The sequence below is a fragment of the Streptomyces sp. NPDC056231 genome (assembly GCF_048270745.1).
GTDB lineage: Bacteria > Actinomycetota > Actinomycetes > Streptomycetales > Streptomycetaceae > Streptomyces.
Genome location: NZ_JBLVKW010000067.1, coordinates 1 through 17,579 on the forward strand (window position 1 = coordinate 1; position 17,579 = coordinate 17,579).

General features: G+C 69.0%; 12 protein-coding genes and 1 pseudogene. 12 read left to right on the forward strand and 1 reads right to left on the reverse strand.

The annotated features are described in order from the left end of the window. Positions 1 to 18 precede the first annotated feature (18 nt). From ACNPQM_RS33980 to ACNPQM_RS34025, 10 genes are all read left to right on the forward strand, one after another. The gene (locus ACNPQM_RS33980) at positions 19 to 7,134 is read left to right on the forward strand and encodes an amino acid adenylation domain-containing protein (protein WP_418086990.1); all 7,116 of its coding nucleotides are present in this window, start codon (positions 19 to 21) and stop codon (positions 7,132 to 7,134) included. Between the two features lie 62 nt (positions 7,135 to 7,196). Next, complete coding sequence (gene fes / locus ACNPQM_RS33985; protein ID WP_418086991.1) at positions 7,197 to 8,468, forward strand: enterochelin esterase; 1,272 nt, start codon at positions 7,197 to 7,199, stop codon at positions 8,466 to 8,468. A 58-nt stretch (positions 8,469 to 8,526) separates the two neighbouring features. Next, entirely contained in the window at positions 8,527 to 9,648 is a 1,122-nt protein-coding gene (leuB, locus tag ACNPQM_RS33990) for a 3-isopropylmalate dehydrogenase (RefSeq protein ID WP_418086992.1), read from the forward strand. A gap of 60 nt (positions 9,649 to 9,708) precedes the next feature. Beyond that, positions 9,709 to 11,154, forward strand: a complete 1,446-nt coding sequence (locus tag ACNPQM_RS33995; protein ID WP_418086993.1) for a pyridoxal phosphate-dependent aminotransferase — start codon at positions 9,709 to 9,711, stop codon at positions 11,152 to 11,154. A 52-nt stretch (positions 11,155 to 11,206) separates the two neighbouring features. Next, entirely contained in the window at positions 11,207 to 12,586 is a 1,380-nt protein-coding gene (locus ACNPQM_RS34000) for a hypothetical protein (RefSeq protein WP_418086994.1), read from the forward strand. Positions 12,587 to 12,636: 50 nt separating this feature from the next. Next, a complete protein-coding gene (leuC, locus tag ACNPQM_RS34005) occupies positions 12,637 to 14,040 on the forward strand; it encodes a 3-isopropylmalate dehydratase large subunit (protein WP_418086995.1) in 1,404 nt (467 codons plus the stop codon). Between the two features lie 25 nt (positions 14,041 to 14,065). Then, on the forward strand, positions 14,066 to 14,680 hold the full coding sequence (gene leuD / locus ACNPQM_RS34010; RefSeq protein WP_418086996.1) for a 3-isopropylmalate dehydratase small subunit: 615 nt from the start codon (positions 14,066 to 14,068) through the stop codon (positions 14,678 to 14,680). A 109-nt stretch (positions 14,681 to 14,789) separates the two neighbouring features. Further along, positions 14,790 to 14,990 carry an MbtH family protein gene (locus tag ACNPQM_RS34015; RefSeq protein WP_358858627.1) on the forward strand — a complete coding sequence of 67 codons (201 nt, stop codon included), beginning with the start codon at positions 14,790 to 14,792 and terminating at the stop codon, positions 14,988 to 14,990. A 56-nt stretch (positions 14,991 to 15,046) separates the two neighbouring features. Continuing rightward, complete coding sequence (locus ACNPQM_RS34020; protein ID WP_418086997.1) at positions 15,047 to 15,373, forward strand: hypothetical protein; 327 nt, start codon at positions 15,047 to 15,049, stop codon at positions 15,371 to 15,373. Positions 15,374 to 15,511: 138 nt separating this feature from the next. Continuing rightward, positions 15,512 to 15,967, forward strand: a complete 456-nt coding sequence (locus tag ACNPQM_RS34025; protein WP_418086998.1) for a hypothetical protein — start codon at positions 15,512 to 15,514, stop codon at positions 15,965 to 15,967. A 31-nt stretch (positions 15,968 to 15,998) separates the two neighbouring features. Here the strand turns inward: ACNPQM_RS34025 and ACNPQM_RS34030 are convergent, their stop codons facing one another. After that, entirely contained in the window at positions 15,999 to 16,211 is a 213-nt protein-coding gene (locus tag ACNPQM_RS34030) for a DUF4287 domain-containing protein (protein ID WP_418086999.1), read from the reverse strand. A 157-nt stretch (positions 16,212 to 16,368) separates the two neighbouring features. On the opposite strand from ACNPQM_RS34030, the pseudogene ACNPQM_RS34035 reads away from it, so the two are divergent. Then, a pseudogene (locus ACNPQM_RS34035) lies at positions 16,369 to 16,687 on the forward strand (gamma-glutamyltransferase family protein); the annotation flags it as partial. A gap of 63 nt (positions 16,688 to 16,750) precedes the next feature. Then, positions 16,751 to 17,578, forward strand: a complete 828-nt coding sequence (locus ACNPQM_RS34040; RefSeq protein ID WP_418087000.1) for an inositol monophosphatase family protein — start codon at positions 16,751 to 16,753, stop codon at positions 17,576 to 17,578. The last annotated feature ends 1 nt before the right edge of the window (position 17,579 follow it).

Below are 17,579 nucleotides of genomic sequence, written 5' to 3' on the forward strand. Positions count from 1 at the left end.
GGGGAGACGCGGGCGCTGTTGCGGGATGTGCCGGCGGTGTTCAACTCGCGTGTCAATGATGTGCTGTTGACGGGTGTGGCTGCTGCGGTCGGGGCATGGACCGGTGATGGTCATGTGCGGGTGGATGTCGAGGGGCATGGTCGTGAGGATCTCTTCGATGATCTTGATGTGTCCCGGACGACGGGTTGGTTCACGACGATTTCTCCGTTGCGGTTGCCGGTTCCTTCGGCCGGGGGTCTGGGCGAGGGGCTGAAGCGGATCAAGGAGCTTTTGCGTGCTCGTCCTCGGCAGGGGATCGGTTACGGTCTCCTGGCTCATGGGCCGGCCGCGACCGCTCTGACCGGGACCGCGCCCGCGCAGATCAGCTTCAACTACCTCGGCCAGTTCGACGGAAGTTTCGCCGGGAGCTTCGCCGCCTTCACGGGCCTGGCCGGCCCCGATGTGGATCCCGCCAACGACCGCGTTCATCTCATCGACATTGTGAGCAGTGTCCAGGACGGCGAGCTCCGTATGGAGTGGACCTACAGCGGGGCGGCTCATGAGGAGGAGACGATCCGGCGGGTCGCCGAGCACACGCTGGACGCCCTGCGGGCGCTGGCCGGCGAGGCGGCCCGGCCCGACACGGTGGGCTACAGCCCCTCCGACTTCCCGCTGAGCGGCCTGACACAGCAGCAGATCGACGACCTCGTCGACGAACTGCGCGCGCTGCCCCAGTGGCAGAACAGCCGGTCCGCGCGTCCGCTCGACGACTGCTACCCGCAGACACCCACCCAGCAGGGCATGTGGTTCCAGAGTCAGTACGCGAGGGGCGAGGGCTTCTACCACGTACAGAACGTGCTGCGGATCGATCAGGAACTGGATGTCGAGGTCTTCCGGCAGAGTTGGGCCGAGGTCATGCGACGGCATCCGATCCTGCGGACCGGTTTCCGGACCACGGCGGAGAACGACGCCCTCCAGCTGGTCTGGGCCGATCTCCCTGTCCCGCTCGAAATCCGGGACTGGCGGTCCGAGAGCCCCGCTGCTCAGCAGGACCGCCTGGAGAGTCACCTGCGGGAGGACCGCGTCCGGGGCTTCGACCCCCAGGACGCCCCGCAGTGGCGGATGCTCCTCGTCCGCACGGCCGACCAGCGGTACGAGCTGGTCTGGAGCGCCCACCACGCCATCCTGGACGGCTGGAGCATGAGTCTGATCCTCAAGGAGGCCGCCGAGTGGTACGGCGCCCTCAGCCGGGGCCGGCGACTGGACCCGACGCCGTCGCGCCCCTACCGCGACTACGTGTCCTGGCTCCAGCGGCAGGACCTGGGCCAGGCCGAGGAGTACTGGCGCGAAACCCTGCACGGCGTCGAGGAGGCCACCTCCCCGAACACGGGGAAGCCGCTGGACGCGCCGGACGGCGCACCGGGGGAGCCGGCTCCGTACGCCTGGACCGACGGCTTCCTCGACGAGGAGGAGACCACGGCGTTGCAGGACTTCGCACAGCGGTGCCGTCTCACCCTCAACACTGTTCTGCAGGGCTGCTGGGCGCTCCTGCTCGGCCGTTACGCCCGCACGGACGACGTCGTCTTCGGAACGGTGGTCTCCGGGCGCCCGGCCGACGTGGAGGGCGTCGAGCGCATGTCAGGACTCTTCATCAACACGCTCCCCCTGCGCGTGAGGCTGCCCGGGCAGAGCACAGCGCTCACCTGGCTCCAGGACCTGCAGGAACAGAACCTGCGGATGCGGCAGTACGAATACAGCCCGCTGAGCGAGGTCCAGCGGTGGAGTGGGCTCCCCGCCGGCGCCCCCCTCTTCGAGAGCCTCTTCGTCTTCGAGAACTACCCGGAGGGCGAGAGCCGTGACGACGCCCTGCGCATCGAGGCACTCGGCTCGCAGGAGCAGACCCACTACCCGATCAACACCGCGATCACCGTGGGCGATCGGATAGGCGTCAGCATCCTCCACGACACGCGCCGGTTCGACGGGCGGACCGTCGAGGCGATGATCGGGCACCTGCGGCAGATCTGCCACGCGGTGGTGACGGAGCCGCAGCAGAGCCTCGCCCGGTTGACTCTGCTCACCGACGAGGAGCGCGCCCGGGCGCTGGGCGAGTGGAGCACCGGGACCACCACCGCCGTCGAGCCCGTGCTCCTGCACGAACTGGTCGAGGCTCAGGTGCGGGCCACCCCGGACTCGGTCGCCGTGGTCCACGAGGACGGGCAGCTCACCTACGCCGAGCTCGACCGCCGGGCCAACCAGCTGGCCCACTGGCTGTGCGACCGCGGAGTGGGGCCCGACGTCCTGGTCGGACTGTGCCTGGAGCGCTCCCTGGAAGGCATCGTCGGCCTGCTGGGCATCCTCAAGGCAGGCGGGGCCTATGTCCCGATCGACCCGAGGTACCCGCTCGACCGCATGGAATACGTCGTCGAGGACGCACGCCTGCACCTGATGCTCACCCAGTCCTCCCTGCTGTCCAGGCTGCCGGGTGACGATCTGGAGACCCTCTGCCTGGACACCGGCTGGTCCGCTGTCGCCTCCGGTCCGGCGACGGCGCCCGCGACCGCGGTGACTCCGGAGAACCTCGCCTACATCATCTACACCTCGGGGTCGACCGGGCGGCCGAAGGGCGTGATGGTCGCCCACCGGTGCGTCCAGCACATCGTGCCGTGGATCCGCCACCACCCGTGCTTCGACAGGCGCCAGAACGTCCTGCAGGTCGCGTCCACCAGCTTCGACTTCTCCGTCTGGGAGATTCTCCTGCCGCTGGTGACCGGCGGCACGCTCCACATCCCCGCCGCGGGTGTACGGATGATCGGCACCGACCTTCAGGCGATTCTGGCCGAGCGGGCCATCGAGAGCCTGAACTTCACGCCGGGCGCGCTCGCCACCCTGCCGACCGACGACCCACTGCCCCGTCTGCGCACGCTGGTCGTCGGCGGCGAGGCGTACTCGGCGGACCTCATCCGCACGTGGGCGCCCGGACGTACCTTCTTCAACGTCTACGGGCCGACCGAGACCACCGTCTTCGCCACCGGTGGCCGGACCGACGAGCACCTGGACGTCATCCACATGGGCCGGCCGATCACCAACGTGCGGCTCTACGTTCTCGACCCGTACATGCAGCCCGTCCCGGCCGGAGTGCCCGGCGAACTCTGCATCGGCGGCGTCGGCGTGACCCGGGGCTACATGAACCGCCCCGATCTCACCGCCGAGTACTTCGTCGCGGACCCGTTCGGCGAGGAGCCGGGCGGCCGCCTCTACCGGAGCGGGGACCTCGTCAGATACCTGCCCGACGGCAGCATCGAGTTCGTCGAGCGCATCGACAACCAGGTGAAGATCCGGGGCTTCAGGATCGAGCTGGGAGAGATCGAGACGGTGCTCGAGCAGCACCCGCTCGTGCACAACTGTGCCGTGCTCGCCCAGCCGGACGGTCCGGGCAAGCGCCTGGTCGCCTACGCGGTGGTCGACCAGGACTTCCGGCACACCGCCGAGGCGCAGGAGACGCTGCGGGCCCACCTGAGGGAGCAGCTGCCCGCCTACATGGTGCCGTCCGCCTTCGTGTTCCTCGACGAGCTCCCTCTCAACAGCAACGGCAAGCTGAACCGCCGGGTGCTCCCGCTGCCCGAGGACGGCCCGGCGGCCACGCTCCCGGCGAGTGCGCTCCCGCGGACCCGTACCGAGGCGAAGCTGGCCGAGATCTGGGAGGAAGTGCTGGGACACCGGCCCATCGGCGCCTTCGACGACTTCTTCGATCTGGGCGGACACTCGCTGCTCGCCGTGAAGGTGGCCGCCCGCGTCCGCCGGACCTTCGGCGTCGACCTCCCGGTCCGGGTCCTGTTCGAGCAGCCGGCCCTCGCTCGCGTCGCAGCCGAACTGGACACCCTGTTGGAGGCGCGGGAGCCGTACGCCGCCGTCCCCCTGGCGCCGGTGCCGCGCGACGAGCCCATCCCCGCGACCTTCGACCAGCAGCGGCTCTGGTACATGGACCGCCTGCACCCGGACAGCTCCCTGTACACCGTGGGCTGGCTGCTCCACCGCCCTGTCGCGATGGACCCGGCCAGACTCCGGCGCGCACTCGAGGAGTTGATCGCCCGCCACGAGATCCTGCGGACGACGTTCCGGGAGGGGCAGGGGCGGGTGTGGCAGGACATCGCGGAGACCGGGACCGTGGTCCTCACCGAGGCCGATCTGTCCGCACAGCCGCCTGAGCGGCGCCCCGAGTCGGTGAAGGACGTCACCCGCGACCTGTGGACGCAGACCTTCGACCTGGCCGAGGGACCCCTGTTCCGCACCCTGCTCGTCCGTCTGTCCGACGACGAGGCGCTCCTCGCCTTCAGCGCCCACCACGCGGTCTTCGACGGTTACTCCGTCGGCATCCTCAACGAGGAACTGCTGCGGATCTACGACGCTCTGGGGCCGGACGGCCCGCCGATGCCGGCCCCGCCGGCTCTCCAGTACGCCGACTACGCGGTGTGGCAGCAGCAGTGGCTCGAGGAGGAACGGCTGCGGCCGCACCTGCAGTACTGGAAGGAGCAGCTGGCCGACGCGCCCGCGCTGATCTCGCTGCCGACCGACCACCCCCGGCCGGCGGTACAGGAATTCCGGGGCGCCAACCTCGCCCGCTCCCTGCCGCCTGAGCTCGTCGAGCAGCTCGAGAGGGTGAGCAGCGAGAACCGGACGACGCATTTTGTGGTGCTGTTGAGCGCCTTCGCCGTCCTGCTCTCGCACTACAGCGGACAGAACAAGGTGGTGATCGGCATCCCGGTGGCCAACCGCAGCCGCGTCGAGACCGAGCCGCTCATCGGGTTCCTCGTCAACACAGTGGCGCTGTGCGTCGACCTCGAGGGCGACCCGGACTTCTCGGACGTGCTGGCGCAGGTCCGCTGGAAGCTCCTGGAGGCGCAGAGCCGTCAGGAGGTGCCGTTCGACCGCATCGTCGAGGAGCTGAAGCCCGAGCGCAGCCTCAGCTACAGCCCCGTGTTCCAGGTGATGTTCACCGGTCTCGACAAGCTTTTCGAGGACCTGCCCGGGACGCAGGAGCAGCCCGCCTGGATCCACGACGTGACGGAGGACGGCATCGGCGTCGCCAAGTTCGACCTGGGTCTCAGCATCCAGCAGCGCGACGGCGAGCTGCAGTACACCTTCGAATACAGCACCAGCCTCTTCGAACGCGACACCGTGGCCGGCATGGGCGAGCACCTGCGGATCCTCCTCGAAGCGGCGCTGGCCCGGCCGCAGACGCCCGTCCGGCGCCTCCCGCTGCTTCCGGAGACGGCGCGGGCGCGGATCGTGGAGGCACGGAACGCCACGCGGGACGACGACGCCCTGCGGCCCGTCTGCCTCCACCAGCTCTTCGCGGAGCAGGTCCGCCGGTCGCCCGACCGCATCGCGCTGTCCTACGAGGACCAGCAGGTGAGTTACGCCGCACTGGACCGGCGTGCCAACCGGCTGGCGCGGACGCTGCGCGACCTCGGTGTGGGTCCGGAGTCGCGCGTCGGCGTCTGCATGCACCGCTCCCTCGACCTGGTGACCGGTCTGCTGGCCGTCCTGAAGACCGGCGGCGCCTATGTGCCGCTGGACCCCGATTACCCGGCCGAGCGGCTTGCCTACATGACCGAGGACGCCGGGGTGCAACTGGCGCTGGTGGAGCCCGGGACCGCGGACCGCGTGGGCTTCCTGGCCGAGCGCGGAGTCCGGCTGGTCGAACTCGGCGGGAGCGACACCTCCTGGCTGGAGGCGAGTGCCGGTCCCCTGGACGTCGCCGTGAGCCCGGACACCCTGGCCTACGTGATCTACACCTCCGGCTCCACCGGCCGGCCCAAGGGCGCGATGCTGTCGCACCGCGGCATCTGCAACCGTCTGCACTGGATGCAGGACGCCTACGGCCTGCGGGAGCACGACCGCGTCCTGCAGAAGACCCCGTACAGCTTCGATGTGTCGGTCTGGGAGTTCTTCTGGCCTCTGATCACCGGCGCGCACCTGCACCTCGCCCGTCCTGAGGGGCACCGCGACCCCGCCTACCTGACCGAGCTGGTCGAACAGCAGGGGATCGGCGTCCTCCACTTCGTGCCCTCGATGCTGCAGGCATTCCTGCAGCAGCAGACCGTGACCCGGCAGGGCCGGGGCGTACGCCACGTGATGTGCAGCGGGGAGGCCCTGCCACCCGAGGTTCAGGAGCAGTTCCACCGGGCCCTGCCGGACACCCGCCTCCACAACCTCTACGGGCCCACCGAGGCGTCGGTCGACGTCAGCTTCTGGGAGTGCCGGAACACCGCGGGGGCGACCAATGTCCCGATCGGCCGTCCGGTGGCCAACACGCGGCTGTACATCCTGAACGACGCGATGGAGCCGGTGCCGGACGGTGTCATCGGAGAGCTCCACATCGGTGGCGTCCAGCTGGCGCGCGGCTATCTGGGGCGTCCCGACCTGACCGCCGAACGGTTCGTCGCCGATCCCTTCGGTTCCGGACGCCTCTACGCGACCGGCGACCTGGCCCGGTACCGGCCGGACGGCGTCATCGAGTACGCGGGGCGCAAGGACCACCAGATCAAGATCCGCGGCTACCGCATCGAGATCGAGGAGATCGAGGCCGTCCTGGCAGACCACCCGGCCGTCCGGTCCTGCCTGGTCGTGGTGCACGAGGTGACGTCCGCCGACAAGCGGCTGACCGCCTTCCTCACCGTGAAGGACGGCCGGGAGGCGCCTTCGGACGAGCTGAGGGCGCATCTCCTCGAACGGCTCCCCGAGTACATGGTGCCCGCCTACTTCGTGCAGCTGGACGAGTTCCCGCTCACCGCCAACGGCAAGGTCGACCGGAAGGCGCTGCCGGCGCTGTCGGACGTCGTGCAGCAGGCGCGGGCGGGCGAGAGCCACGTCGATCCCCGGACCGGGACCGAAGAGGCCCTGGCGCAGCTCTGGGCCCGCCTCCTGGAACTGGACCGTGTGGGGATCCACGACGACTTCTTCGCCCTCGGCGGCCACTCGCTCCTCGTGGCCTCCATGGCGACCGAGGTCCAGGAGAGGTGGGGCATCCCGCTCATGCTCACCACGGTCTTCAAGAACCGGACCGTCGCGGCACTCGCACAGGTCATCGACGAGAGCGTCGAGGACGGCGACGACGGCGAACTGGACGCGGCGGAGCTGTTCGACCTGCTCTGACAGCTCCGGCTCATCCCGCGTCGTCGTCCCCACTCCCGCACGCCCGCGAAGGAGAAAAGACAGTGTTCGCTGCGGAGACCACCCTGATCAGCCCCCGGATCGCCCGAGTGGCGGCGGCCCTCGATGCGGGCGACCGTCAGGCCCTCGACGCGTTCTGGAAGGAGGCCGAGGAGTCCGGCACCCCGCTGATGGAACAGGTCGGGCCCGACGACTCCCGGACCCTGGTCACCTTTCTGTGGCGGGACCCCGGAGACACCGAGAACGTCGTGGTGCTCTTCTGCAGCGCGCCGAGCGGTGACTTCAGTGAGTTCCGGATGGACCACCTGCCGGGCACCGACCTCTGGTACCGCTCCTACTTCCTGCCCTCCGAGCTGCGGACCACCTACCTGTTCTCGGTGAACGACGCGATGGTGCCGTTCACCTCCTACGCGGAGGTGCTGCAGCGTCTGCCGGAATACCGGCCCGACCCCCTGAACCCCCGTGACTACACGCTCATGGGCAATCCGAACGAGTTCAAGGTGTCGGTGCTCGAACTTCCCGGCGCCCCGAAACAGCCGTGGAACATCCCGCGTCGCGGGGTGCCCAAGGGCACCAGCCGCATGCACACCATGGACAGCGAGATCCTGGAGACCCGGCAGCACGTCACCGTCCACGTACCGCCCGGCTACACCACCGACGGTGACGCGTACAACGTCTTCGTCCTCTTCGACGGATGGTCGTACTACAACTTCGCCGCCATCACGACCGTGCTGGACAACCTGTTGTACGCCGGCGGCATCCCCCCGTACGTCCTGGTCATGCACACCAACGAGGACCAGGACGTCCGCGCCCGCGAACTGCCCTGCCACGAGCCGTTCAGCGAATTCCTGAACCGGGAGCTCATGCCGTGGGTCCATCGGAATTACCACATCACCTCCGACCCGGCGCGCACCGTTGTCGGCGGCTCCTGCTTCGGCGGCCTGGCTGCGGCGTACGCGGCATTCAGGACGCCCGGGAGATTCGGCAACGTCATCTCCCAGTCGGGGTCGTTCTGGTGGCCGGGCAAAGACGTTCCCGGCCGGGAGGAGGAGTGGCTCACCCGGCAGTTCGAGAAAAGCCCCCGACTTCCCATTCGATTCTCCATGGACATCGGGAGCCTGGAGCGGGCCATTGTCGACTACGACCCGATGACGACCCACCAGAACATGCGCGACGTCCTCGTGGAGAAGGGCTACGCGGTGGACTACAGCGAATACATGGGCGGCCACGACATGATCTGCTGGCGCGGCACCATCGTCGAACGCCTGCGCTCGTTCCACCCCCGGCCGAAGGACTCACCTGCCCGAGGGCGGTGAGACCGCGGAATTCCGCCCAGCGCACGAGAACCGCAACCGTTCGAGAAAGGTGTGTCAGATGAGCAATGCCACGATCACGGTGCTTCCGGGGGACGGCGTCGGGCCGGAGGTCACCGCCCAGGCCCTGGCGGTGCTGGGCGCCGTGGAGGAGAAGTACAGCCACACCTTCACGGTCCACGAGCGCCGCGTCGGCCTCGACGCCATCGAGGCCGAGGGGACGGCCATCTCGGACGAGACCTTCGAGACCTGCGCCCACAGCGACGCGGTGCTGTTCGGAGCGGTCGGCAGCCTCCCGGCCGGGCAGGCCCGTAGCAGCGGCCCGCGGCCCGAACAGGCGCTCTTCCGCCTCCGCAAGGAATTCGGGTTCTTCGCCAACCTCCGGCCGGTGCGCCCCTTCGAGTCCCTCTACGCCGCGTCCTCGCTGAAACCCGAACACCTCAAGGGCACGGACATGCTCTTCGTACGGGAACTGTCGGCCGGTCTCTACTACGGGCGCCTGGAGTCGGTGCCCGGCAAGCCCAGCGAGATCCGCCGCACGGCCGGGGGGACCGAGGCCGTCGACACCCTCCTGTACACCGAGGAGGAGATCGAACGCGTGGTGCGGGCCGCGTTCGGGATCGCCGCAGGCCGCGAGGGGAAGGTCACCTCGGTCGACAAGGCGAATGTGCTCAGTTCCTCGGTCCTGTGGCGGGAGGTCGTCGAGCGGGTGGCGGCCGACCATCCCACGGTGACCTACGAGCACATGCTGGTCGACACCTGCGCCATGCGGCTGATCAGGACGCCCGCGGACTTTGACGTCATCGTCACCGAGAATCTGTTCGGCGACATTCTCACCGACGAGGCGTCCATGCTGACGGGCTCCATCGGGATGCTGCCGTCGGCCAGCCTCGGCGCCCGGCGTACCGAGTCCGGCATGTTCGGCCTCTACGAACCCGTCCACGGTTCGGCCCCGGACCTGGCCGGCCAGGACCGGGCCAATCCCGTCGGCGCGATCCTCTCCGCCGCCCTTCTCCTGCGTCACTCCCTCGGCCTGGAGCGGGAGGCCGCGGCTGTCGAGGAGGCCGTCGAGCACGTGATCCGCGAGGGCTGTCGGACGGAGGACATCGGCGAGGGGGTACGCACGGTCGTCGGGACCCGGGAGATGGGCCGGCGCATCGTGGACCGGCTCCGGCAGTCCTGAACCCCCCGCCCGTTCCGCATGCCCTGTTGGGACGCAACGACAACTGGAGGTCGTCCGCGCATGACGTCACAGAGTTCCTCCCCGGAGGTCTCCGAAGGCCTCGCGGAGCAGCGCCTGCTCGTCCGCCGGGCCCGCGCCGAGATGGTGCGGCGCCACCGGGCTCGGCAGGCGGACACCGCGGAACCGCCCATCCGGGTCATGGCCCGCCTCGTCGACGACCTGGAACGGGAGTGCGCGGAGCGGAGGTTCGACCCGGTCGCCACCCGGCTGGAGATCGTCAACCGGACGATCGGTGATGTCAACGTCCGGCGCATCACCGAGTGCGAGGGGGAGGAAGGCGGCCCCGGCGACTACCGGATGCTGGGGGACGAACTCGGCATCGCGCTGCCCGGGGAGGACATCAACGGATACACCGCCTCGGGCAAGGGCTACCTGTGGCTGAGGGAACAGATGATGGACGCGGAGCGGCAACTCCTCGCCTCCGGTTACGACCCGCGGATCTATGACATCCAGGGCGTCGGAAACCCGGTGCTGCGCGGCCTGCTGGCGGAGGACATGCGCCCATGGGGGATGACGGTCTCCGCGGAGAACGTGGCCCTCGGCATGGGCGCGACGGACTGCATCGACAAGATCCTCCGCGGCCTCGCCCACTTCGCCCGCCTCCGCTCCCGGACGCCCGGAGCGGTCCTCTTCGCGGCTCCCGGGTTCAACATGCCCGAACTGCAGGCCGTGACCTACGGGTTCCGGCTGCACCGGGTGGGAACCCGGGCCGAGGACGGGTTCAAGCTGACCGAAGAGCTCCTCGCACGGCACCTCGACGACAACCCGGACGTCGAGGTCGTCTACCTGACGGTGACGAACAACCCGACGACCTTCGCGTACACGCCCGATGAGCTCTCGGCCGTCATGGCGGTCGTACGGCGCTTCGCGCAGCGAGGGCGCCGCGTCCACGTTCTCGCCGACCTGGCCTACATCGGCACCGGCCGGCCCGCCGACGACGAGGCCCGCATGCGCAGCCTCGCCTCGGCGACCGACGTGGCCGACCAGATGATCTACGTGAACAGCTTCTCCAAGACCTACACCCTCACCGGGGACAGGTTCGGCTGGGCCGTTTTCGGCGATCCGAAATTCTCCGTCGCGATGCGGTCGAGCTGGATGAACAGCGTGAGCTGTCTGCCGGGAGAATGGCAGCTCCGCTTCATGGCCTACCACACGCTCTTCCGCCAGAATCCCCAGATCATCGAAATGATCCGCGGCCTCTACCGGCTGCGCCGCGCCCGGCTGCGGGCCCAATTGCAGCGGTTCGACGATGAACACCGTGTTTTCGAGCGTGTCTTTGTCGACGACGACGCCACCATCTACAACTGGAGCCGTCTCAGGGCCGGTGAGGATTCCTTCTCCGTCCTGGAGAAGACCGGGATCGCTGGAATCCCCGGCTCCACCTTCGGTTATTCGGACGACTACATCCGTTTCTCTGTCGGCATTCTTCCGGTCATGCCGGATTGACGGTAACGCGTCAGCGAGACAGTCGAATCCCCGAGAAGGAAAGCGAGAGACCATGCAAAAGGAAACGGGATCCGCGAAGACAGACATCAACAGCCTCGACGTCCCGGTCAACTTCAACTGGAACAGCGACGAGAGCCCGCTCTCGACCCTCCCCACACACATCCCCGGCGAGCCGCTCGCCGCTCAGGTCGCCAGGACGCACATCTTCTCGGAGTGTCTGCGCGACGGTCTTCAGGGCATACCCGGCTACCCGACGGTTGACGACATGATGCGGTACCTGCATCTGCTCGGCGACTTCGGCATCAAGTACGCCACCGTCGGCATCTACCCGGGCGAGTCCAACAGACTCAGCGCGACGATGAAGCAACTGCTCGCGCGCATGCGGGACGAACTGCCCTCCATCGTGCCCTCCGTGCTCTCCATCTGCACGGAGGAGTCCCTGAGGTGGACCGTCGAGTGCAAGGAGATCCACCCGCGCCTCGAGTCCGTCGTCTTCATGGGAAGTGCCCCCTCCCGCCGTCTCGTCCAGGGCTGGGACCTGGGGTTCATCCTGAACGCGCTCGAAACCTTCATCAAGAAGACCGTGGAAATGGGCATCCCCGTCGTCGCGGGCACCGAGCACACCACGCAGACCTCTCCCGAGGACCTGCGCGCCATCACCCGCGTCCAGGTCGAGAGCGGCGCGTACATCGTCGCCATGGCCGACACCATCGGCGTGAGCCGCCCGCTCGGCACCTATCGGCTGGTGCGCTTCGTCCGCGAACAGCTCGACGCCCTGGGCGTGCCCGAGATGCAGGTGGACTGGCACGGCCACCGCGACACCGGGAACGCCCTGGGCAACGCGATGGCGGCGGTCGCGGCCGGCGCCAGCCGCATCCACGTGGTGTCGCGCGGTGTCGGCGAGCGCTCCGGCAATGCCTCGCTCGAGGAGGTCGTGCTGAACTTTGCCGCCATCGAGGAGGAGGCCGGCCTGCCCGTCTCGTGGGACATGTCGCAGCTGCTCCGGCTGATCACGTGCTATCAGGAGATGGTCGGCGTCGTGCCACCGGAACACGGTGTGCTCGGGAGGCGCTACAGCCACACCTCCTCCGGCATCCACACGGCCGCGATCCTCAAGGCCCACCACCTGGCCGACCGAGCCAGGGAGGCGGGGAACGCGGAGCTGGAGGGCGCACTGCGGGAGATGTCCCGCACCGTGTACTCCGCAGTCGACCCGGCCGCCATCGGCGGGGTCCCTTCCGTGGCCGTCAGCCCGTGGAGCGGCGCGAGCTCCGTGAAGCTCGCCTGCATGCTGAGCGGGCGCGATCCCCGGGAGCTCTCCCCGGAGACGGTCGAGGGCCTGCTGGCCCGCGCCAACGAGCTGGGCCGCGAACTGACCCCTGAGGAGCTCGAAGAGGGCTTCGCGGACATGCGCGCGCCGCACGGAGCCTGAGCGTCCCTTCATCCCGAGACGACATGCACCCCTGAGGAGAGAACCGCACGATGCCACAGACGATGTTCGAGAAGATCTGGGACGCGCACGTGGTGCGCGACGAGCCCGGCGAGATACCGATGTTGTACATCGACCGGCATCTCACGCACGAGGCGACCTCACCGCAGGCATTCGCGGGGCTGAGGGAGCGCGACCTTCCGGTGCACCGCCCGGACAGCGTGGTCGCAGTCATCGACCACAACGTCCCCACCATGCCGGGCCGCCGCCTGATCGATGTGGTCGACAGCCAGAGCGTCATGTGCATCGAGACGATGGAGGACAACGCCCGCGAGTTCGGCGTCAGGCTCCTCGGCATGAACGACGCCGACCAGGGGATCGTGCACGTCGTCGGCCCGGAACTGGGCCTCTCGCTGCCCGGCATGACGGTGGTGTGCGGGGACTCCCACACCTCCACGCACGGCGCCCTCGGCATCTTCGCGGTCGGCATCGGCACCAGCGAGGTGGAGCACGTCCTGGCCACCCAGTGCCTGCTGCAGCAGAAGCCCCGCACGATGAACATCTGCATCGACGGGACGCCGGCCCCCGGCGTGACGGCCAAGGACATCGCCCTGTTCGTGATCCGCCAACTCGGCACGGACGCCGGAACCAACCACGTCATCGAGTTCAGCGGCTCCGCGGTCCGGTCCCTGACGGTCGAGGGCCGCATGACGCTCTGCAACATGGCGATCGAAGCGGGCGCGCGGGCCGGCATGGTCGCACCCGACGACGTCACGGTCGAGTACGTGCGCGGGCGCCGCTTCGCACCCTCCGGGGAGCTTTTCGAGCGCGCCGCGGAGCAGTGGAAGCAGCTCGCCGGCGACCCGGGTGCCCGCTTCGATGCGGAACACCACCTGGACGTCGGAGGCCTGGTACCGCAGGTCACCTGGGGAACGGACCCCGGCATGGTCGTCGATGTCACCGGAACCGTCCCCGACCCGGCCGCCGAGAGCGACCCGGTGACCCGGGCGGGAATGGAACGCGCCCTGGAGTACATGGGCCTGGAGCCCGGTCAGCGCGTCCAGGACATCACGGTCGACACCGTCTTCATCGGCTCGTGCACCAACTCGCGGCTGGAGGACCTCCGCCTGGCGGCCCGGTACGCCGCCGGCCGGCAGGTCGCGGCCGGCACGCGCGCCATCGTCGTCCCCGGCTCGATGAGCGTGCGCCGCCAGGCCGAGGAGGAGGGGCTGGCGGACGTCTTCCGCGAGGCGGGCTTCGAGTGGCGGGAGGCCGGATGCAGCATGTGCATCGCCATGAACGGGGACCGTCTCTCTCCCGGAGAGCGCTGCGCCTCGACCAGCAACCGCAATTTCGAGGGACGCCAGGGCCGCGGTGGCCGCACCCACCTGGTCAGCCCGGTGACGGCGGCTGCCGCCGCCGTCACCGGCCGCTTCGCCGATGTCCGTGACCTCTAGACAGACACGCAGAGAAAGGATCTCCGTGGAGAAATTCATCACGTATGAGGGCACCGCGGTGCCGCTCATGCGGTCCAACGTCAACACGGACGACATAGTCCCCGCGCGCTTCCTCAAGTCGATCCGTCGTACCGGCTTCGCCGACCACCTGTTCGCGAACTGGCGGTACCTCGAGGACGGCCGCACGCCCGACCCGGAGTTCGCCCTCAACCAGCCCGGTCACGAGGACGCCGGCATCCTGATCGCGGGCGAGAACTTCGGCTGCGGTTCCTCCCGTGAGCACGCGCCATGGTCGCTGCGAGAGTACGGATTCCGCTGCATCATCGCCCCGAGCTTCGCGGACATCTTCCACAACAACTGCTTCAACAGCAGCATCCTCCCGGTCGCCCTGGCACCGTCGGAGGTCGACGCGATCTGCACTGCCCTGGCGAGCGCCACAGCGCCGACCCTGCACGTCGACCTCGCGGCCCAGACCGTGACGACCCCCGACGGCCAGGTCTTCCGCTTCGAGATCGACCCCTTCAAGAAGAACTCGATGATGGAGGGCCTCGACAACATCGGATGGTCCCTCTCCCACAAGGACGAGATTCTCGCCTACGAAGTGCGCCGCCGGCAGGAGGCGCCCTGGCTCTTCGCCTAGGGCGCGTTTCGAAAGTCCCGCCTGCGGGCGGACGACGCTGCTTTCGAAACACGCCCCGGATCACGCCGCAGTGCGCCGAACCGTTCCCGACAGCAGAGACGGAAGAGCAATGGAAGAAACCCGCATGAAGGTCCTCGTCAACGACGAGGACCAGTACTCCCTGTGGCCGACGTACCTCGACGTTCCCTCCGGATGGAGAGAGACGGGGACGGTCGGGTCGAAGGAGGAGTGCCTTGCCTACGTGAAGGAAGTCTGGGTCGACATGCGCCCCAGGAGTCTGCGCCGGCAGATGGAGGAGACGGCCGGTTAGCCGGCCGGATCACCGCGCTCGTCAAAAAGCCCGTAGCAGTCATGGAGGAGCCATTCATGGACGAACTCGTCGAGCGTCTCTCCCAGGAGGGGCAGAAAGTCGTCGTCGGCGGCCCGTCGCCCTCCCTGGGGGAGTTTCAGCGGCGTCTCACCGAGATGGGGTATGTCTTCGTCAAGTTCCCTGATTCCGGAGGGGCCACGGACCTCGGGGTGCGCGTCGACGAGGCGGCCACCGATCTCGGCGGCGCCGACTTCGCGAAGGGAACCGGCAGTGTGCATGTGGAAGGGACACTGACGCTCAACTACGTGCAGGTCCGCTGCGTGGCCGACATCGACCTGACGTCGCTCAGCGGCAGCGGACACCTGGTGACGCTCGTGCCGTGATGCGCGGCGGCCCGTGGCCGGTGCGTGGCGGGTTCTCGCACGGCGGTCGAGCGCACGACATGCTCGCCTGCCGCACCGAGGGCCCGCCGCCTGCTCCGGCTTCTGTTCGGGCAGGGGGCCAGCAATCAGCACGCGGTGATGTTCCGGATCGTGGAGGGCGAGCCCGACCTGACGCGTGTCGAGGACGCCGCGCTGCGGGCGCTCATCGCCCGGTGCCTGACGAAGGGCATCCGCCAACGGCCGTACATCGACAAGCTGTTGGAGGATCCCGAGCGGCCGCGTCCCAGCGCCGTGCGCGGTGCCTGGCTGCCTCCCGGCATCGTCGCGCACCTCGCGCAGCAGTCCGCACGGCTGCTCGACGCCGAGGCGGCGCCGCTGCGGGAGGGGCCCGTGGACCTGGCGACGGTCGGGCTGTGGCCGAAGAACGGGCCTCCCGAAGTCGTCCCGGCGGACAACGACACCAGGACGCGACGGCGGGAGCAGGAACGGCGGCCCCGCCGGCGCCACAGGCTCATCGTGCTGCCCGTCGTTGCCGTCATACCATCGGCGGCGGCCCTACCGACCTATCGGCCGGACCGTCGACGCGAGCCGTGAGCGTCGAGGCGTTCCGGCGATCACGGCGCCATTACTTGCCCTTCTCCTCCGCGAGGGTGTGCGCGACGAGGGCGTTGGCGTGGCCGTGGCCGAGGCCGTGCTCGGCCTTGAGCCAGGAGACCAGCTCCATGTGCTTGGTCAGTGGCGAGGAGCGGATGAGGTCCTTCCACTCCGAGATCGGCCGGCCGTAGGTCTTCTCGATCGACGGAAAGTAACTGGCGGGACCCTTCACGGATTCAGTCATGATCGTAGTCTGCCACGGTGCACCGGTCGTTGTCGGGCGCCCGGAAGGGGGGCGGCGGGCGGGGCGCCGTCTCGTCAACTGCCGTTCGCCGGAGCCGTACTTCCGCGTTCATGAACACGTCGGGGTCGCCGGCCGCCCTTCTGTCCAGTCGGCAAAACACTTCTTCCTCGCCGTCGCCCTGTACGCCGAGGTACGCGGCGGTCTCGACCTGCCGGGCGCCATCGACGCCCGGGACTGGCACAACGACGGCTTCCCCGGCTCGTTCTTCCCGCGCGGCACGCGGGCCCGCGGCAGCGTCACCGTCGAGGAGCGCATGGGCCCGGTGATCGTCGAGGAGCCGCCGCGGCCATGACGTCACCGTGGGCGACCCGTGGTCGGAAGGGCGGATGTGCGCCGTCGCCCGCGACCCGGAGACCGGGATGCTCTCCGCCGCCGCGTACACCCGCGGCATGCAGGAGTACGCCGTCGGTCGCTGACCGGCCACCTCCGCGTCATGACCAGGTCGTCGGGTTCCCGATGGACCGTGCTTAGCTGGAGCCATGATCGATGACTTCCTTGCCGGGGACCTGACCATGGTCGAGGAGGCGGTCCGTGCAGCGGCCGCCGCCGAGATCATGCCGCGCTACCGACAGCTCGCCGCACACGAGATCGTCGAGAAGAGCGGTCCGCATGACCTCGTCACCACCGCCGACCGCCTTGCCGAGGAACACCTCACCGCGTCCCTGACGCGGCTGCTCCCCGGTTCGGTGGTCGTCGGTGAGGAGGCGGTCCACGCCGATCCGAAGGTGTACGACGCCCTGGGCGGCGACGCGCCGGTCTGGATCGTCGATCCGGTCGACGGGACCCGCCAGTTCGTCCGCGGCGAACCCGGCTTCTGCACCCTCGTCGCCCTCGCCCACCACGGCGAACTCCTTGCCTCGTGGACGTACGCCGCAGTTCTGGATGAGATGGCGGTCGCGGTACGCGGCCGGGGGGCCGTGCTCAACGGTGTGCCGATACGCTCCGGATCGCCCGCGCCCGGCGCCGCACTCGAAGTCGCCATGTCGCACCCCGACTACACCACCGATGCCCAGAAGCGGGCTCTGCTGGGCCTGTTCATCGACGGCATCCACGCCCGTCCGTGCGGCTCCGCGGGCCTCGAATACCTGGCCGTCGCCCGCGGCGACCAGGACGCGGTCGCCTTCAGCTGGGAGTACGCCTGGGACCATGCGGCGGGCCTGCTCCTGGTCACCGAGGCCGGCGGCGCCCAGGCCACGCTCTCGGGTGCCCCGTTCCGCATCGCCGGGGGCAACGACCTGCCGTTCACGGCCGCCCGCGACAAGGCGACGGCCGAACGGATCCTGGCGGCGCTGCGCGCCGGGGGCTGAC

Coding starts and splice junctions, on each gene's coding strand:
- ACNPQM_RS33995 (WP_418086993.1), top strand. CDS start 9,709: ATGACGTCACAGAGTTCCTCCCCGGAGGTCTCCGAAGGCCTCGCGGAG.
- ACNPQM_RS34020 (WP_418086997.1), top strand. CDS start 15,047: ATGGACGAACTCGTCGAGCGTCTCTCCCAGGAGGGGCAGAAAGTCGTC.
- ACNPQM_RS34040 (WP_418087000.1), top strand. CDS start 16,751: ATGATCGATGACTTCCTTGCCGGGGACCTGACCATGGTCGAGGAGGCG.
- ACNPQM_RS34000 (WP_418086994.1), top strand. CDS start 11,207: ATGCAAAAGGAAACGGGATCCGCGAAGACAGACATCAACAGCCTCGAC.
- ACNPQM_RS34025 (WP_418086998.1), top strand. CDS start 15,512: ATGTTCCGGATCGTGGAGGGCGAGCCCGACCTGACGCGTGTCGAGGAC.
- leuB (WP_418086992.1), top strand. CDS start 8,527: ATGAGCAATGCCACGATCACGGTGCTTCCGGGGGACGGCGTCGGGCCG.
- ACNPQM_RS34015 (WP_358858627.1), top strand. CDS start 14,790: ATGGAAGAAACCCGCATGAAGGTCCTCGTCAACGACGAGGACCAGTAC.
- ACNPQM_RS34030 (WP_418086999.1), bottom strand. CDS start 16,211: ATGACTGAATCCGTGAAGGGTCCCGCCAGTTACTTTCCGTCGATCGAG.
- leuC (WP_418086995.1), top strand. CDS start 12,637: ATGCCACAGACGATGTTCGAGAAGATCTGGGACGCGCACGTGGTGCGC.